Raw genomic sequence first — 17,054 nt, forward strand, 5'->3', positions numbered from 1 at the left:
CTTATTTGAAGAGTTGTGTTGCCTTGACTGCTAGTTTCCATCGTTCATATAAATCTACAACTCTTTTTTGATTGCTTGTTGGAATAAAAATCTTTTTTATTTTTTGATTCTTTCTAATCTCATTAATGCTTTCAAAAAAGCCTGTTTTAAGTCCACTAATAAATGCTGATCCTAAACCCGTAATTTCAGATTCTGTGTTTTGTAATAATTTAACATTTATTAAATCTGATTGAAATTGCATTAAATAATTATTATTTGATGCTCCACCATCAACTGCAATTGATTTTATACTTGTGTTTGTTTCTTTCTTAATTATTTCTAAAATATCAGTTACTTGATATGCAATACTATTTAATGTTGCTTTCATGATATCAGCTTTTGTAGTATTCGCCTCTAATCCTAATATTGAAGCTTTTATATCATTATCCCAATATGGAGCTCCAAGTCCAACAAATGCAGGAACAACATAAACATTATCATTTTTTGATCCATATGCCATTAATTCTGAATCATCAACATTGTTAACTAAGTTTAATTTGTCTCTCATCCATCTAACTGCCGATCCTCCCATGAAGACCGAACCTTCAAGAGCATAAATAACCTTTTCATCAAGTTTCCATGCAACAGTCGTTAATAACCCACTTTTTGATTGACACGGTCTATCCCCTATATTCGTTAGTATGAAACAACCAGTTCCATATGTAACTTTTACATCTCCATTATCAACACATAAATGCCCAAATAGTGCTGATTGTTGATCGCCTATCATTGCTTGAATAGGAATTTTAACACCTTGATATTCATAATGACCAAATAAATCATTATTATTTGAAACAGTAGGTAGAATTGCTTCTGGAATTTCAAAGTCTTCTAATAATTCTTTATCCCATTTATTATCATGGATATTAAATAACATGGTTCTTGATGCATTTGAAATATCTGTTTTATGGTTTTTTTCAACAGATAAGTTCCACAATAAGAAAGTATCAATTGTTCCAAATAATAAGTCTTCAATATTTTCATTAGTATTATTTAAAATATGTTTAATTTTAGATGCACTAAAATATGGATTAATTAACAACCCTGTTTTATCAAAAACTTTTCTTTCATATCCCTTTTTAACCCATTCTTTAGTTAAATAATTTGTATTATATGCTTGCCACGAGATTACATCGTAAACTGGTTTTCCAGTTTTCTTATTCCAGATTATTGTCGATTCTCTTTGGTTTGTAATTGCAATCGAATCAATTCTTTTAGGATCAAGGTTATTTCTTTCAAATAACCTGTTTAATAATTCTTGAACAGATAACAAGATTTCAATTGGGTTTTGAAGTATTTCTCCACCAGGTAATTCTTGTTTACCTATTTCAATATAATCTTTATCAACAATTTCATTTTTTTTATTAATCAATAGTATTTTTGATGACGTTGTTCCTTGATCAATGGCTATTATATAATCTTTCATATTCTTTTATTAACCCAATTTAAGATATCGTTTAAAATAAGATCTTTTTCAATGTCATTAAACAGGTTATGATATGAGTTTTCATATAGAATAATTTCTTTATCTTTTGTTGCTGCTTTATTATATGTATTTTGGCTGTTATCATATGAAACAATTGGATCTTTTTTACTATGTATTACTAATAACGGAACACGATAGTTTTTAAAATTTTTCTTTAAAACTCTCATTCCTCTAATCATTACTTCAGCCGGTAATTTAAGATAATAATAATCTAAATCTAAAATATCTTTTTCATAGTTATTAACAGTAGTTAGACGCTTATCATAAAAATTTGTAAAAATCTTTTTATTTTTCATTAGCAAATTATAAGGTAAAAATCTAATCTTTCTTAAACTCTTATAAAAATCACTTGGAGCAGCCGAAATAATTACACCATCAACATTACCATACTTTGCTGCATACGTATTTGTTATAACTCCACCTAAACTATGTCCGACTAAAAAAACTTTTTTAGTTTTCTTCTTAGCATATAAAATAAGTTCATTCAAATCACTTAAAAAATCTTTGTATGAATCAACATAGCCACGTTTACCAAAACTTTTACCATGTCCTCTTAGGTCATATGTTAAAACATTAAAACCCTTATTTTGAAAGAATTTTGCGGCATATTCATAATACTTTGAATACTCAGCAATTCCATGTGTAATTATAATCGTTACATCTTTAACATTATCATTTGGTACAAACTCGTTAACATTAATAAATATATCATTGATTATCATAGTTATTCCTCTTCTATTATATATAGTTTAAACTCATCAAAACTAAGTAAAAGTTTTTCATGTCTACTTGTTGGTAGGTTTTTACCTACATAGTCAGCTCTAATTGGTAACTCACGATGTCCACGGTCTACTAAAACTGCTAATTGAAGTTTGTTAAATCTACCTAAATCAATTAAAGCATCCATAGCTGCTCTAGCTGTTCTTCCTGTATATAAGACATCATCCACCAAGATAACGTCTTTTTTATCAACATTAAAATTATTAGTTTTTCCGCTTTCATTTTTTAAATCATCACGATAATTAGTAATGTCCAATGAAAAAAGTGGAACATCAATATCTGCAAATTTTTTCAAATTTTCTTGAAGTATTCTCGCAATTGGAAGTCCTTTTTTTTCAACACCAACAATTATTAAATTTGATAAATCGTTGTTTCTTTCAATAATTTCATGTGTTAACCGACGAAGTGTACGGCTAATTTGATCTTCATTTAATATTTCTTTCATTTTACCACCATTTATATTATACCAATTTTTTACAAAAAAGGGGTTGTTTATTCTAAAACTTATGATATAATCTTTACTAGTATAGGTCCTTTAAGTAACATCCGTGAATGTTATAAGGTAAGAAAACCGATTATAATATTTGAAGGCGCCTTTTGTGTGCCTTTTTTTCTTAAAAGGAATTATACAAAAATCTAAAAAAGGAGATTTGTATTATGCAACAACTAAACGAAAAAGTTGGTTATTTACCAGATGAAAAACCAACAAAAGGTAAAGCATTTGTCTTTGCTTTACAACAGTTTTTAGTAATGCTTCCTGCTACTGTACTAGCGGCAATCATTATGAACAGTCAAGGTTTGGAGATTTATAGTATTCCAGCCGCAGTCTTTGCCTCGGGGATTGCCACTTTATCCTTCTTATTTGTAACTAAGGGTAAAATTCCTCTTTATTATGGTTCTAGTTTCTCTTATATTCCTGCAGTTGGAATTATAACAACCAAATTTGCAAATATAAGTTCTGATTCAGTATTTGGTGCAATTATGATTGCCTCAATCATTTCAGGATTAATGTCTATAGGAGCTGGATTATTAATAAAGAAATTTGGAACTGAAAAAATTGATCAAATACTACCTGGACATATTACTGGAATGATTGCTATGATTATTGGTTTATCACTTGCTGGGAATACATTAAGTGGTATTCTAAATATGCCAAATATTACAGAAACATTTACAAATAGTAATGGTCAAGTAGTTGAAATTGTAACTGGACAAGGAAATGTTGATTGGTTAAGTGTTTTAGTTGCTATCATAACATTTGTTACAATTGCTGTATTAACAGTAATATTAAAAAAAGGATTTATTAGTCAAATACCAATTTTAATTGGAATTGGAGTTGGAGTTTTATTCTCTTATTTACTATATGTGCCTGTTACAATTGGAGGAAATTACTTCCAAGCTATCGGAACATATATAACTTCTATTTCATCTGGTCAAATCGGAATACTAGATCACATGCCTTGGAACACTCTTCCTGCTGCATTTGAAAATCCAAGTATTATTCTAACAGCAATTCTAGCAATTTTCCCAATTGCATTTGCTACAATTCCTGAATCAGCAGCACATGTTAATCAAGTTGATTTATACGTTAATTCACTTGCAGAGCAAATGGGTTCAGAAAAACGTTACAATATTAAAGATGAGCTTGACACTAACTTAATTGGTGATGGTATTGGTGATATAGTTGCTGTTATTTGTGGTGGTCCTGCTGGAACAAACTATGGTGAGAACGTTAGTGCATCAGCAGTAACTAAAAACTTCTCATCTTATGTATTTGGAATTACTGGAATAATAGCAATCATTGTAGGTATCCTATTAGATATATCAGGCAACCTTAATATAAGTGAATTACTTACTCAACCAGTTATCCAAGGTGTAAGTTTATATTTATTTGGAGCGATTGCTGTTCAAGGAATTGCATTAATGATTGAAAAACAAATAAACATATTCGATCCAAAAGTTGTTGCAGTTATGGCTTTTATTGGAATAGTTGGATTAGGTGTTGACTATATTAAAGTAACTGATTCATTTATTTTACCTGGTATTGGAGTTGCCGCTTTTGGTGGTATATTATTAAACATAGTTCTTAATTCATTATCAAAGAAATTCGATAAATAATCTAAAATACAAAAAAGGGTTCATTAAAGTTGAACCCTTTTTTTAGTTATCTTATTTAAAATCAAATATATCTTTTTTAAGTTTTTCAAACTCTTCAATTTCATAACCTTGAAGTCTTATTGTTCCAAAGAGTTCCTTATATTTAACATTTATAATTCCTAAGCGTTCTATTAAATATATAGGGGATTGATAAAAATTTAGACTTTGAATTTTGCTTTTATTAATAATCGTTGTTTTAATTGATAAGGCACCTGTTCTACTTATAAACTTATTCTTTATGTTATAACCCTTATTCTTAAGTCTTAAAAATAAAAGTGTGATACAAAAGAAATAACTTATTATTCCAGTAATTACTGTTGGTAAATAAACAATTGCAATCTTATCTAGTAAAAATATTAATGGTAAAAAGTGCAATAATGATATGAATATACCTGGAATAACAACATAATTTAACAATCGATATTTCTTAGGTTTAATAAATTCATTATCTAATACTTCTTCATAGCCCAAATATTTAAGTATGGATGTTACTTCTTCTAAATTTGCATACGGCATTAAGTATTTACTTTCAGTAGAACTTTTATTATCATTGTTGTCTCTTGCATCACCAATTCCTAAAACTGAAACTTCTAGTGAATATTTTTTAAATAATCGATATAAGAAAGATTGTTTTAAATGAACTGCATTAATGCGTTTTTTATTAATTTTATAATTTGTTTTACTAATTAATCCATATTGATATTCCAAACTATCACCATCAATATTTAATTCATAACGATAATAAACGATTAAACTATATACTGCAAAGAATATTGTTAAAACAATAATTGCAACAATCATAGCTATTAGTAAACCAAACACTGTTGTTGAATCGTTACTTTTATCAGAAATGATTATTGGATACATAATTATTAAAAAATAGAAAATCATAATCATAACTGTTATTAAATATGGCTGTCTTAGGATACCCATTTTTAATAGATTTTTATTAGTTGCTCTATAAAAGACTTCTTTTTCACTATTTATAGTTTCAAATTTATCAATTGGGGATGGCAATACTAAATTAGGATTATCCTTCTTTTTTTCTAAAAATTCTTTTAAAACAAGCGCATAATCTTTATCTAGCGGTAGTCTCCCTTCACTTCCAGTAGCAACAGTAGTTCCAGTATCAAATTCAACTTTTGTAGTGCCAAGCATTAAATCAATAATATTTCTTTTTAATCCAATTGAGTGAATTTTATCATAAGGAATAGCTATTTTTCTTTTAAATAACCAACCTTTTTCAATAATAAAATTATCATTATTATCATAAAAAACATGTTTATTAACTAATATCCAAGATATAATTAGGAAAAGAATTAATAATACTACTCCACCAATAATTATTAATGTTAGTGGAAGTCCACTTGTAATAACTAATTTTTCATTTTCATCTCCAAAAACAATAACTATTAGACCAAATATAGAAATCGCGATTGATAGAATTCCTGTTACAATAACACTTATATAACTTTTTTTAGCTATATGGTATTTATTGTTATTCATTTTTATTTTCCTCATCATTTTCAAGGAATGGTTTTAATTTTTTTTCAACATCTAAAATAATACTATCAGCAATATCTACATTTAATCCATTTAAAACTTCAACAGATCCAGCAGTAAAGAATTGAATAGATGATTGATTAAATAAGTTTTGAATTGGTCCTTGTAACTTTTCTAAATGTTGTATTCTTTTAATTGGAACAATAATTTTTTTTCTAAAGAGAACACCTTTTTGAATAACAATATGATCCTCAGTTAATTCATAACTATACATCTTGTATATAAAGAATGGTATTACAAAATTGATAATTGCAATCATTACTACAAATAAAGTTGCTAATATTAAGCAAATCATTCGTATAGTTTGATTATTAAACCTTATCGTAAATAAAGCAATATATCCTCCATAAACAAATACACAAAAAATTGTTCTAAAAATAATATTATATATATTAATTCTTTTATCTAGCTTCATATTTTTCCCCACTTTTTTATTTAATTATAGCATATGTATCTAGTATCTAAACATTTTCTATTAAACTGTTTTCTTTTTCTTGCATAAATTGATTTTTATATAACTCAAAATATGCTCCTCGTTTGTTTAATAATTCTTGATGCGTACCTATTTCTAAAATTTTACCCATTTCAAGCATTACAATCAAATCACTATCTACAATTGTGGAAAGTCTATGAGCAACAATAATACTTGTTCTTCCTTTTAATAGTTTTTTAGTTGCATCTTGTAATACTCTTTCTGCTTCTGAATCGATTGATGAGGTTGCTTCATCTAGAATAAGAATTCTAGGATTTGCAATAATTGCTCTTGCAAACGAAATCAATTGTTTTTGTCCAAGAGATAATAAATTACCCCCTTCACCAACTTCAGTATCATAGCCTTTATCCAAATTCATAATAAATTCATGTGCTCCAACAACTTTTGCTGCATTAATCATTTCTTCATCTGTAGCATTTAATTTACCATATTTTATATTATCTTTCACAGTTGTACTAAACAGATGTGGTGACTGTAATACATAACCTAATTGTGAATGTAACCAATGAATACTTCTTTCACGGTAATCAATACCATCAATTAAAACTTCTCCTGAAACTGGCTCATAAAATCTTGATAATAAATTTACTAAAGTTGTTTTCCCTGATCCAGTATGTCCAACTAATGCAACGCTACTTCCAGCTTTAATTTTCAAATTAAAGTTATCAAGAATTTTTTCATCATCTTTGTAATAAAAAGTGATATCTTTGTACTCAACATTTCCATCAATTGGTTCAAATTGCTCTTTTTTATCATCTAGAATGTCGCCATATTTTTGGATAACTTCTTCTTTATCAATAATTTGAGGTTTTGTTTCAATTAATTCAACAATACGTTCTGCTGAAGCTTGTGCTTGTTGTACGTTTGTTAAAATTGATGTTAACATCATGATTGGATCAAAGAAACTTGTTGTTGCTCTAATAAATAAAAACATTGTTCCAAGTGTAAATGTTGTATTAAGATTATCTAAAACATCAATACTACCTTGATACATAACAATTGCAAGTGTTATATAAGTTGCGAATAACAATACCGATGAAAAAATTGCTGATATTGAAATTGCTCTAATACTTGATCTTTTTAAATCATTAGTTACTTGCTCAAATTCAAATAAGTTTTGATCTTCAATAACCAAACTTTTTGTTGTTTTTGCTCCTAAAAAAGCTTCACTATATTTGGCTGTAGCCTGTGAATTATGTTTTCTAGACTCACGATGGCTATTCAAAATACTTTTTCTGAAAAGAAATGCGATTAAAAACATAATTGGTACTGATGCAAAAACAATTAATCCTAATTTCCATGAATATGTAAATAGCACAACAAGTGTAAAAATCATAAATAATGCTGACCAAAAGAAATCTAATAATGTCCATGAAATAATATTTGCTAATCTTCTTGAGTCTGATGTCATTCTCGCCATGATCCATCCTTGCGGAGTAACATCAAAGTATGAGAATGATAAACGTTGAAGATTTTCAAACGCTTCTCTACGAAGATTATAATTAACATGGGCTTCAATAATACTTCCCTGTTTGATAAACGCCCAAACAAGTAAACCAAATGCAATTGCTATTAAAACATTTAATATAATAAAAGGTGTTAATGTTGTAAAATCTTGGTTTTCAACAAACTTATCAATAGCATATTTATTAATAACATTTATTACTGTTTCAAGTCCAGCTAAAGTAACTGCAAATAATATTAAAACTATTATCTTACCTTTTAAATCTTTAATTATCATCAATAGTCTTTTCCAAACACTAAATGATATTTTTTTAACGGAATCATCTTCTTTATAATTCTGCATTTTTTTCACCGTCCTTTAACATGCTTAAAAATTCTTCTTCAAGTTTTCCTTGAATTTTCCATAAATTACTATATAATCCTGCTTTTTTACTTAATTCTTTATGTGTACCAATATTTTCAATTGTTCCATTATTAATGACAATTATTTTATCAGCTTCTTTTGCTGTTGTCATTCTATGAGTAATGATAATATTAGTTTGTTCATTTTTTGTTTCTTTCAATGCTTTTCTAATATCTAAATCTGTTTTATTATCTAATGCACTTAGTGCATCATCAAAAATGATTATCGGTTTATCAGTTACAAGAATTCTCGCAATTGCAACTCTTTGTTTTTGTCCACCTGATAATGTAGTGCCTTGTTCACCAACAATTGTTTCATAGCCATTTTGGAAAGTCTTGATATCTTTTTCTAGAGCAGCAATTCTAGATGCTTCAAAGATTTTTTCTTTGCTTGCATTTGGATTAGCAATAGCAATATTTTCATATACTGTTTTACTATACAAGAATGGATCTTGTAATACTGTTCCTATATTACTTCTTAGATATCGTTTCTTTATTTCTCTTAATTCAACACCATCAATTGTTATTGAACCTTCATAATCATACATTTTTAGTAATAGGTTAACGATTGTTGTTTTTCCACTTCCAGTTTTACCAATTATTGCTACAGTCTCACCTGGAAGAATTTCAAAACTAATATTTTCTAGTAAGTATTTATCGGTATTGTTAAATTTAAAATTTACATCTTTAAAAACAATATGTCCATGAATTTCAGGATTTAACACTCCATCATTTTCATACTCACTTTTTTCATTCATAATTGCTGAAAGTCTGCCTGCAGCAACTAGTGATTTACCAAAATCATTAATAATTCTACCTAAACCTCTAACTGGCCAAATAAGCATCCCTGCCAACATTAATGCACTTGATATTGATGATACTGACATTGTTCCTTGTCTAGAAAAATGAATTCCAAACAATAAAACAACTAAAAATTGTACCATCATTAAAAAGTCCATAAATCCCCAATATATGGCAACCACTCTACTTGCTTTTATCTCAGATTCACGATATTCTTTATTTTTTGTTTCTAGTTTTTCAATTTCGTATTTTTCATTAGCAAATGCTCTTACTACTCTGGATGCTGAAACATTTTCTTGAATAACAACCATTAATTTTGATTCTTTCTCTTCAACATCAGTGAATAGTTTATCAATCTTTGTAAAATAAATGATTGATGATAGTGCTGTAATTGGAATAACTGCTAGAGATATCCACATGATAGTTTCATTAACATAATACATTTGAAATGCACCTGAAACAAGTGATGCAACAAGTCCAATAGCATCCATAATACGGTAAGAAACAAAACTTGTTGTTGTATCAATGTCTGATGTTACTCTTTGAATTAAATCTCCTGAATCAGCATTGTTATGATATTCATAACTTAAATTTTGGATATGATCATATGAGTTTACTCTTGATTTTTTAGCAACATTCTCGCTTAATAATCCTTTTGCTCTTGATTCGAAATATAAGGTCAAATAACGTACAAATTGCCACACCAACATCATAATTATAATACTAATTACTACATTAATTATTTCAGTATTTTTATCAACAAAATCTAAAATAAAGTTTGGTAAATTCACAATATTAAGATCAGCACTTGGCTTTAACTTTAATTCTAATTTTTGTAGTAATAATTCACTAAATAGTGGTACATATGAGTAAGTTAAACGATGAAATATCGCCAAAATAACTACAAATATGAACAACCCCCAATTCCCCTTAACTAACTTAAATAATTCTTTAAAACGCTGCATAAAATCCTCCCGAATGCTCTTAATTAAAAATATTTTTACCAGCAGTATATCCAGTTGATAATGCTGATGTAATATTAAATCCACCTGTATAGGCATTAATATCTAAAACTTCACCACAAAAAGATATTTTGTTATTAATTTTAGATTTCATTGTTTGAGGATTAACATTTTTAAGTGCTACTCCTCCATTTGTTACAAATGCACTTTTGAACCCTCTTGTTGTATATATATTAATTAAAAATGATTTAAATATATTAACAATTTCTTCAAAAGTTTTAGATTTGTCTTCAATATATTTCACTAAACGTGCAGGTATATTATTATCTTTTAGTATTTTATAAAACACTTCTTTATCTTTTAATAGTGACTCTTTAGAATTGTTTGGAAGAAAATCAATCGAAATAATAACTTCTTTTTGTTTTTCTAACAAATTTAAAACTTCAAAGCTAGCTCTAAGAGCAGCTGGACCAGAAATTCCAAAATGAGTAATTAATAGATCATGTGTAATACTTTTTTTAATTTTATTTTTATCATTATAAATATTTAGTGTTACATCTTTGAATGATAATCCTTGAAGTTCTTTTGACATAATAAAATCATCATTAGATACTAATGGTACTTCTGCAGGAACAAAATCTGTAATTGTATGTCCTAAATTTTTAGCAAACTCATGCCCTTTTCCATCTGATCCTGTATTTGGAAGAGTGATTCCACCGGTTGCAATTATCAAATAATCATATGTATATTTACCATTTGAAGTAATTATCTCTTTTTCAGTCACTTCTAAAACTAGTGTGTTAAATAATATTTTCACTTTTTCTTTTTCAATAACTCTTTTCAATGTATCAACAATATCACTTGACTTATTACTAATAGGAAACATTCTAAAATGATCTTCCTCTTTTAATTCACATCCGTTTTTTTCAAAAAAACGGATGATATCCTTAGGATTGAAATTTGCTAAACTACTATATAAAAACTTCCCGTTTTTAGGAACATTAACAATTACTTCTTCGTCATCAACATTTGCAGTAACGTTACATCTTCCTCCACCAGTTAATCTTAATTTTCTTCCTAATTCTTCATTTCTATCTATTAAAACAACTTCTAAATTCTTGTGGTGCATTTTAGCGCTTATTGCAGCCATCATTCCTGCTGGCCCACCACCAATAACAATTAATTTTTCCATAATTACTCCTAAAAAATAAAAACATCCAATTTATGTTGGATGTCAAAAAGCATATAAATATACAAAATTGTATCGTATTAAAAAAACGAGTGAAAAATGATTGGCAAATTAAATAATAATTCCCCTGTATAAGTATATTTTTAGTGACATCTATTAACTTTTGTGCCTACTAAAAATATGTGCAGGCAACTATTTTCTAATCCACACTTTAACCATTGTTACTCACTCCTTTCGTTTATCTTTTTTTATTGTATCATTTATTTTATTATATAACAATACTAAATCGCCATTTTATGGCATTTTAACCATAATATTTAATATTATCAAGATTTATTGTTCCACCAATAACTTCAAATTTAATTATGACATTATCTTTATCAACTAAGATTTCATAGTTCTTGAATTTTTCTGTTAATTCAATTTTCTCAATTATTTCTCCATCTGCAGCTATTATTTTAACAACAAAGTTCAAATCATGATCAAAGTACTCACCAGAACCAAAAAGTCTTGCATCAAATGTTATTTTCGAAACATATTCAAAGGCATTAACATTATACAAAACTGCTGTATATGTTGTTTGTCCCTTTCCTCGAAGTCTTCCTACTACATTACCATTACTTTCATTCATATATGCTAATTCTTTTTCATTATGAATATCTTCAGGCTTTACTCTTAATTCTTGAACTATATATTTTATACCATTAAAATCGTATTCAACTTCTTCTGTATCAAACTCTTTAATATCAATACCTGTTTCAAAATCTATTGAATAAAAAGGAACATCGCTATTATTTTTTTCTGGATTTGATTTCCAAAGAATATTATCAATAGTCAAACGATGTCCACTACTAACCTCAATTGACATACTATATGTACCTTTAACATTTAGATTATCTATAATAATTTTCTTACCCTTATCGGCTTCATTATCATCTTTAAATTGAAAATCTTTAACTACTTCATTATTGATTTTTACTATTACATGGACGTTTGCTGGTTTATCACCGCCAGGTACTTGTGGATATTTTGATTTTGGAGAGAAAGGAAGTCTAGCATCAAACTCTAAATATGAAATTCCTTTTTCGATTTCTCTACCATATATACCACCTACACCTGGGCCATCACCATTACCACGCCCTGCAAAAGTCAGAGCATTACCTCCAGCTTTTAATCCTAAATCAATTCTTGTTTTAACTAGTTCCCATTCGACACCACTATTTCCTATAAATGGTTCATAGTCCATATATTCACTTGAATTATTACCACTATTTTTCATAGCCTCTAAAAACTCAAAGTCTTCAACAAAAATCTCGATTTCTTCTTTTTCTTCAATCCATCTAGCGAATAAGTTTAAATCACCATCAATAATTTGATTAGTATCAAAAGCTTCAGATTCACTAATCATCCAGCCAACAAACTTATATCCTTCTCTTGTTGGATTTGTAATTGAACCAATTGTATTACCCTCTTGAACAATAATCTCTTTTATTTCCGGATTATCTCCATAGTTATAATTAAAATTAATTTTATACTCTAATTTATTTTCTTTCTTAATAACTATTAAATTAAATTCTTTGTTATACTCTTTTTCTGAAATTGTTACATAAGCCGTTAGTTTAACATTAACATTAGTATCAATCCGTTTGACAATTCCAATATTCTTATCAATTGAAACTGCATCATTATCACTCACCCAATTAATATCATAACTTCCTGTTTTTAACATCAGGTTAATATTATTTGTTACACTTGAACTTGAATCATTTCCATTATATGTTATTTGAATTTGTTCTACATATTTTTGAGCATGATCTTCAACTTTTTTACACCCAGTTATTAAAAAAAGTGTTAAAATGATTGTTATTAGTAAATATATCTTCTTCATTAATTCCATCCAGCCTTTTATGTTATTTGTTTTATTATAACATAAATAAAATATCATTTTTGTTAATCTATGGTAATATAATCATATATACACTTTCTTTACAATTGGAGGTAATCATGTTTAGTCTTAACGATTCTCAAACTAGTTTTTTAAATGCTATAAAAATCCATAATAATTATCCTTCTAATATCGGTGGAGTTTTTAAAATACCAGAAAATATTAATGATCTAGATAAAAAAATTTTTGATTACTTTAATTCCATTCCTATCCTAAAAACCAAACTTACTTGTACTAATAATTCTACTTATCAATACATTGATTATGAATCAACGATTAAAGTAAATAAAATTTCAAGTCATGAAATGAATTCTTTCTTTGAAGAATCCTTTAGTTTATATAATTCACTTCTTTTTAAAGTTGCTTTAAGTGATAATAATATTATTATTGTTTCACACCACATATTATTAGATGGTGGATCAATTAAGCTTCTTATCAATAATTTGTATAGTTATTTAGAGTTTAATATTACTCCCTCATTTAACGATAGACCATTAACGTCCCTTAGTTCGAAAAATAGCTATTATGATTTTTGGAATAAAGAATTAAGTAATAATATTTATACTCCAATAAGACTTAAAAGATTAGATTCAAGTATATCAAGTGCTAAACGAAAAATGGTAACCATTGATAGTTCATTGTCAAAAAAGATTAATCTTTTAACAGAACAATATGCCATATCAAAATCATGTTTCTTTGAGGCAATTATATCCTTATATATTTCGTATATTAATGATTCTAATAATATAATCATTGGTACATCAACTCATAATAGAAATTATAAAAACAAAGATTCATTAGGTATGTTTGCTAAAACATTACCGCTATCAATTTCAATTAACAAAGAATTTACCTTCATAGATTTACTCACTTCTCTTAAGAAGAAACATTATGAAATATTGCGTAATAGAGAAATTTCTTATGAAGAGATATTAAAAATTAAAAATCAATTATTTGATGTTATTGTTATTGACCATGGAAAATTCACTTATGAAAATAACTTTCTTTTCTATCCTTCTTTAGAACTTAGTTTGGTTCTAAATATTGTTGAAAAAAACAATGAAATTATTCTTTATTTTGATTATAAAGAATCTATTTTTAATGAAACTGAAATTAATCGTTTAATCAAACGGATTAAACTACTTATAAAACAATCAGTTGTAAATCCTAAAATTGAGTCAATTAATTATTTATTGGATGATGAAAAGTTTTTAATAAAACAATCAAATGAAATCCCCTCAGTTCTTGAGTTATATTATCAAAATCTCTACCAATCAATTGATAGCATCGCTATTATTGATAATAATATTCAATATACTTTTAATGATTTGGAGTTATTATCTAACAAACTTGCCAACAAACTATTATTAATTAAAGATGACATAGTTGCAATAGATATAAAGAAATCATTTTATTCAATTGCAGCAATGCTAGCTATTATTAAAGCTGGTAAGACTTTTGTTTTTAAGACTTCATATAATCAAGATTTTCTTCAAGATTACTTTCATTTAAATCATGAATTCTTTAACTCTCTAAATTTTAAATCTGAAAAACTATTTATAAAAGAAAATCAATTTTTATGTCGTTACTATACATCTGGAACAACGAATAGAAAGGAAGTTTTCATAAAGAATATTAGTGTTGCAAATCACATCAATAATCATGACAGTTATCAACAACAAAGTAAAGATACTAATGTAATTCCAAGCGTGGCAATGCTACATTTTGATATTAGTTTAGAAGAAATCATGCTTGCCTTATTAAATAAAAAAACATTACTACTATTTGATGAAAATAGTCTTTCAAATCCTAAATATATCAATAACCAATTTTTACAATATAATGTCGATTTTTTCACTACTACTCCTTCAGTCTTTAATTATTTATGGCAAAATGGAGCAATAGAAAGCTTAAAGAATCTAAAAATAATAGTCTTAGGTGGTGAAGTACTCACTAAAAGTATCGCCAAAGTAATTTTGGAAAACACAAATTCAAAATTATATAATAGTTATGGTCCAACTGAAACTACAATCGCTGTTACATCTATAGAAATAACTGATTATAAAAAGATTCCAATTGGAAAAGCACACGACAATATCAACATTATTATTACTAACAATAAGAGTACTCTTCCTAAATATGAGATTGGCGAGATCTTAATAAGTGGTATTTCTGTTGCACGTATTAATGAGGATCGATTTGTTATTATCAAAAATGTAATTTACTATAAAACAGGGGATTATGGTTATCAAGATGAACATAATCATTTTTATTATATTGGAAGAATTGATTCAGAAATAAAACGTAATGGTGTAAGAATAAATCTTTCTTATATTGATAGAGTCCTAGAAAAAAATGATTATATTGAAAAATCAGTTTCGACTTTTAATAATAATTTAATTACAACTTTTTATAACACCAAGTCCAAAGTTAATAAAAGTGTTCTTTATGAACATCTTATATCATCATTACCAAAAGAGATTATTCCTAACAATTTAGTTGAAGTATCAAAATTTGATATTACTGCTGAAGGAAAAATCAAATTCAATTCAAAAACAATTGAACATAATTTAATCCCTTATAAGCCTAAATCATTACTTCGAAAAAAAGTACTTACTATTTTTATGAATAACCTAGAAACTGATAATATTAGTATAAATGATTATTATCTAACAAAAGGTGGAGACTCAATTAAAGCACTTCTTTTAATTGCTACTCTTGAAGAGTTTAATCTTAAAATTAATGTTGATGATTTATTTCAAAAAACTATTGCAAATATTATTGATGAAATCAAAGTTGTAAAACATAAAAAAATATACATTCAAAACAACGATTTTTTAGTTAAAGAAATAGTTTTTACTTCTAATAAAAAAATATTATTATATGGTTCATCAGGTTTTTTAGGTATACACATACTAAATGAACTAATCGAGACAACAAACTTAAAAATTGTTATTCCACTCAGAATTAGTTATCTTGATTTTCTTAATCGTTATTATGACTTTTTTGGTACTTCTTTAGATGAATCTAGAATTGAATATCTAAGTTTTAATACATTTATTGACTATTCTAAGATTTGTTTTGTTATTAATGCTACTGGTAATGTAAAATATATTGATACATATGAAAATTTAACTGGAATTAATGTTAGATTTTTAAACTCTTTAGTTTCTAATTCTATTAAGAACGAGGTTCCGTTAGTTCATATTTCAACTTTAGGTTTATCAAACTCATATAAACTATTAAAAGAAAATACAAATAAATTACACATTGAATATAATAATCCTTATTTGAATAGTAAAGCTAGTGCTGAAAAAAGAATCTTTGATCAAAATAATCCCTATTTAAGAATTATTCGAGTTGGTAATTTAATGCCAAACTTTGATACTAACAAATTTCAATTAAATCCTCACGATAATGCATTTTTAAGATTGTTGTCAACACTTAGCAAGGAAAGTATTCAAACAAATTATACATTTGATATTACACCAGTTGACGTTGCTGCTAAAGCAATTTTAAAGACACTATTATTTAATAATAAAGTTTCACATATATTAAATCCTTATCCATTTAAATTTAATGATTTAATTGATAGTAAGGAAAAAAGAATAGTTAGTTTAGGAAATGATGTTATTTATTCTATAAAAAAAATTGACTCTTTAGAAACAACTTCATGTTTGAAAAAAGTCAATTTTACATATCCGATATTAGATAAAAAATATCTTGAGAATCTTTTAAAACTCGCTAACAAAATATTTAACGAATAAACATTT

General features: G+C 26.9%; 11 protein-coding genes. 2 read left to right on the top strand and 9 right to left on the bottom strand.

The window, feature by feature from the left end; translation table 11 throughout:
* Position 1: 1 nt before the first annotated feature.
* The 3 genes from EXC62_RS07025 to pyrR are packed head-to-tail and all read right to left on the bottom strand — an operon-like array spanning position 2 to position 2,750.
* On the bottom strand, positions 2-1,465 hold the full coding sequence (locus EXC62_RS07025) for an FGGY-family carbohydrate kinase (RefSeq protein WP_026389956.1): 1,464 nt from the start codon (positions 1,463-1,465) through the stop codon (positions 2-4).
* The gene (locus EXC62_RS07030; RefSeq protein WP_162140086.1) at positions 1,462-2,247 is read right to left on the bottom strand and encodes an alpha/beta fold hydrolase; all 786 of its coding nucleotides are present in this window, start codon (positions 2,245-2,247) and stop codon (positions 1,462-1,464) included. The genes EXC62_RS07025 and EXC62_RS07030 overlap by 4 nt, the downstream gene beginning before the upstream one ends.
* A 2-nt stretch (positions 2,248-2,249) precedes the next feature.
* Positions 2,250-2,750: a bifunctional pyr operon transcriptional regulator/uracil phosphoribosyltransferase PyrR gene (gene pyrR / locus EXC62_RS07035; protein WP_035375506.1), complete on the bottom strand. Its 501-nt coding sequence runs from the start codon at positions 2,748-2,750 to the stop codon at positions 2,250-2,252.
* Positions 2,751-2,962: 212 nt separating this feature from the next.
* Between pyrR and EXC62_RS07040 the strand changes: the two genes are divergently transcribed.
* Complete coding sequence (locus EXC62_RS07040; protein WP_026389959.1) at positions 2,963-4,423, top strand: uracil-xanthine permease family protein; 1,461 nt, start codon at positions 2,963-2,965, stop codon at positions 4,421-4,423.
* A 51-nt stretch (positions 4,424-4,474) separates the two neighbouring features.
* Here the strand turns inward: EXC62_RS07040 and EXC62_RS07045 are convergent, their stop codons facing one another.
* The 6 genes from EXC62_RS07045 to EXC62_RS07070 form a co-directional block, all read right to left on the bottom strand.
* Positions 4,475-5,968 carry a PH domain-containing protein gene (locus EXC62_RS07045; RefSeq protein ID WP_026389960.1) on the bottom strand — a complete coding sequence of 498 codons (1,494 nt, stop codon included), beginning with the start codon at positions 5,966-5,968 and terminating at the stop codon, positions 4,475-4,477.
* Positions 5,961-6,440 carry a PH domain-containing protein gene (locus EXC62_RS07050; protein WP_026389961.1) on the bottom strand — a complete coding sequence of 160 codons (480 nt, stop codon included), beginning with the start codon at positions 6,438-6,440 and terminating at the stop codon, positions 5,961-5,963. The genes EXC62_RS07045 and EXC62_RS07050 overlap by 8 nt, the downstream gene beginning before the upstream one ends.
* A gap of 46 nt (positions 6,441-6,486) precedes the next feature.
* Entirely contained in the window at positions 6,487-8,325 is a 1,839-nt protein-coding gene (locus tag EXC62_RS07055; RefSeq protein WP_026389962.1) for an ABC transporter ATP-binding protein, read from the bottom strand.
* The gene (locus tag EXC62_RS07060; protein WP_052589633.1) at positions 8,312-10,150 is read right to left on the bottom strand and encodes an ABC transporter ATP-binding protein; all 1,839 of its coding nucleotides are present in this window, start codon (positions 10,148-10,150) and stop codon (positions 8,312-8,314) included. The genes EXC62_RS07055 and EXC62_RS07060 overlap by 14 nt, the downstream gene beginning before the upstream one ends.
* 19 nt (positions 10,151-10,169) lie before the next feature.
* On the bottom strand, positions 10,170-11,339 hold the full coding sequence (locus tag EXC62_RS07065; RefSeq protein ID WP_026389963.1) for an aminoacetone oxidase family FAD-binding enzyme: 1,170 nt from the start codon (positions 11,337-11,339) through the stop codon (positions 10,170-10,172).
* A gap of 301 nt (positions 11,340-11,640) precedes the next feature.
* On the bottom strand, positions 11,641-13,224 hold the full coding sequence (locus tag EXC62_RS07070) for an InlB B-repeat-containing protein (protein ID WP_026389964.1): 1,584 nt from the start codon (positions 13,222-13,224) through the stop codon (positions 11,641-11,643).
* A 116-nt stretch (positions 13,225-13,340) separates the two neighbouring features.
* Here EXC62_RS07070 and EXC62_RS07075 point away from each other — a divergent pair, with 116 nt between their 5' ends.
* A complete protein-coding gene (locus EXC62_RS07075) occupies positions 13,341-17,048 on the top strand; it encodes an AMP-binding protein (protein WP_026389965.1) in 3,708 nt (1,235 codons plus the stop codon).
* Positions 17,049-17,054 lie beyond the last annotated feature (6 nt).

This window comes from Haploplasma axanthum (assembly GCF_900660745.1).
In the GTDB taxonomy this organism is placed as follows: Bacteria; Bacillota_I; Bacilli_A; order Acholeplasmatales; family Acholeplasmataceae; genus Haploplasma; species Haploplasma axanthum.

Excerpts from the sequence above, each read along its gene's own strand:
- EXC62_RS07070 (WP_026389964.1), bottom strand. The coding sequence starts at position 13,224 with ATGAAGAAGATATATTTACTAATAACAATCATTTTAACACTTTTTTTA.
- EXC62_RS07075 (WP_026389965.1), top strand. The coding sequence starts at position 13,341 with ATGTTTAGTCTTAACGATTCTCAAACTAGTTTTTTAAATGCTATAAAA.
- EXC62_RS07050 (WP_026389961.1), bottom strand. The coding sequence starts at position 6,440 with ATGAAGCTAGATAAAAGAATTAATATATATAATATTATTTTTAGAACA.
- EXC62_RS07065 (WP_026389963.1), bottom strand. The coding sequence starts at position 11,339 with ATGGAAAAATTAATTGTTATTGGTGGTGGGCCAGCAGGAATGATGGCT.
- pyrR (WP_035375506.1), bottom strand. The coding sequence starts at position 2,750 with ATGAAAGAAATATTAAATGAAGATCAAATTAGCCGTACACTTCGTCGG.
- EXC62_RS07040 (WP_026389959.1), top strand. The coding sequence starts at position 2,963 with ATGCAACAACTAAACGAAAAAGTTGGTTATTTACCAGATGAAAAACCA.
- EXC62_RS07055 (WP_026389962.1), bottom strand. The coding sequence starts at position 8,325 with ATGCAGAATTATAAAGAAGATGATTCCGTTAAAAAAATATCATTTAGT.
- EXC62_RS07030 (WP_162140086.1), bottom strand. The coding sequence starts at position 2,247 with ATGATAATCAATGATATATTTATTAATGTTAACGAGTTTGTACCAAAT.
- EXC62_RS07045 (WP_026389960.1), bottom strand. The coding sequence starts at position 5,968 with ATGAATAACAATAAATACCATATAGCTAAAAAAAGTTATATAAGTGTT.
- EXC62_RS07025 (WP_026389956.1), bottom strand. The coding sequence starts at position 1,465 with ATGAAAGATTATATAATAGCCATTGATCAAGGAACAACGTCATCAAAA.
- EXC62_RS07060 (WP_052589633.1), bottom strand. The coding sequence starts at position 10,150 with ATGCAGCGTTTTAAAGAATTATTTAAGTTAGTTAAGGGGAATTGGGGG.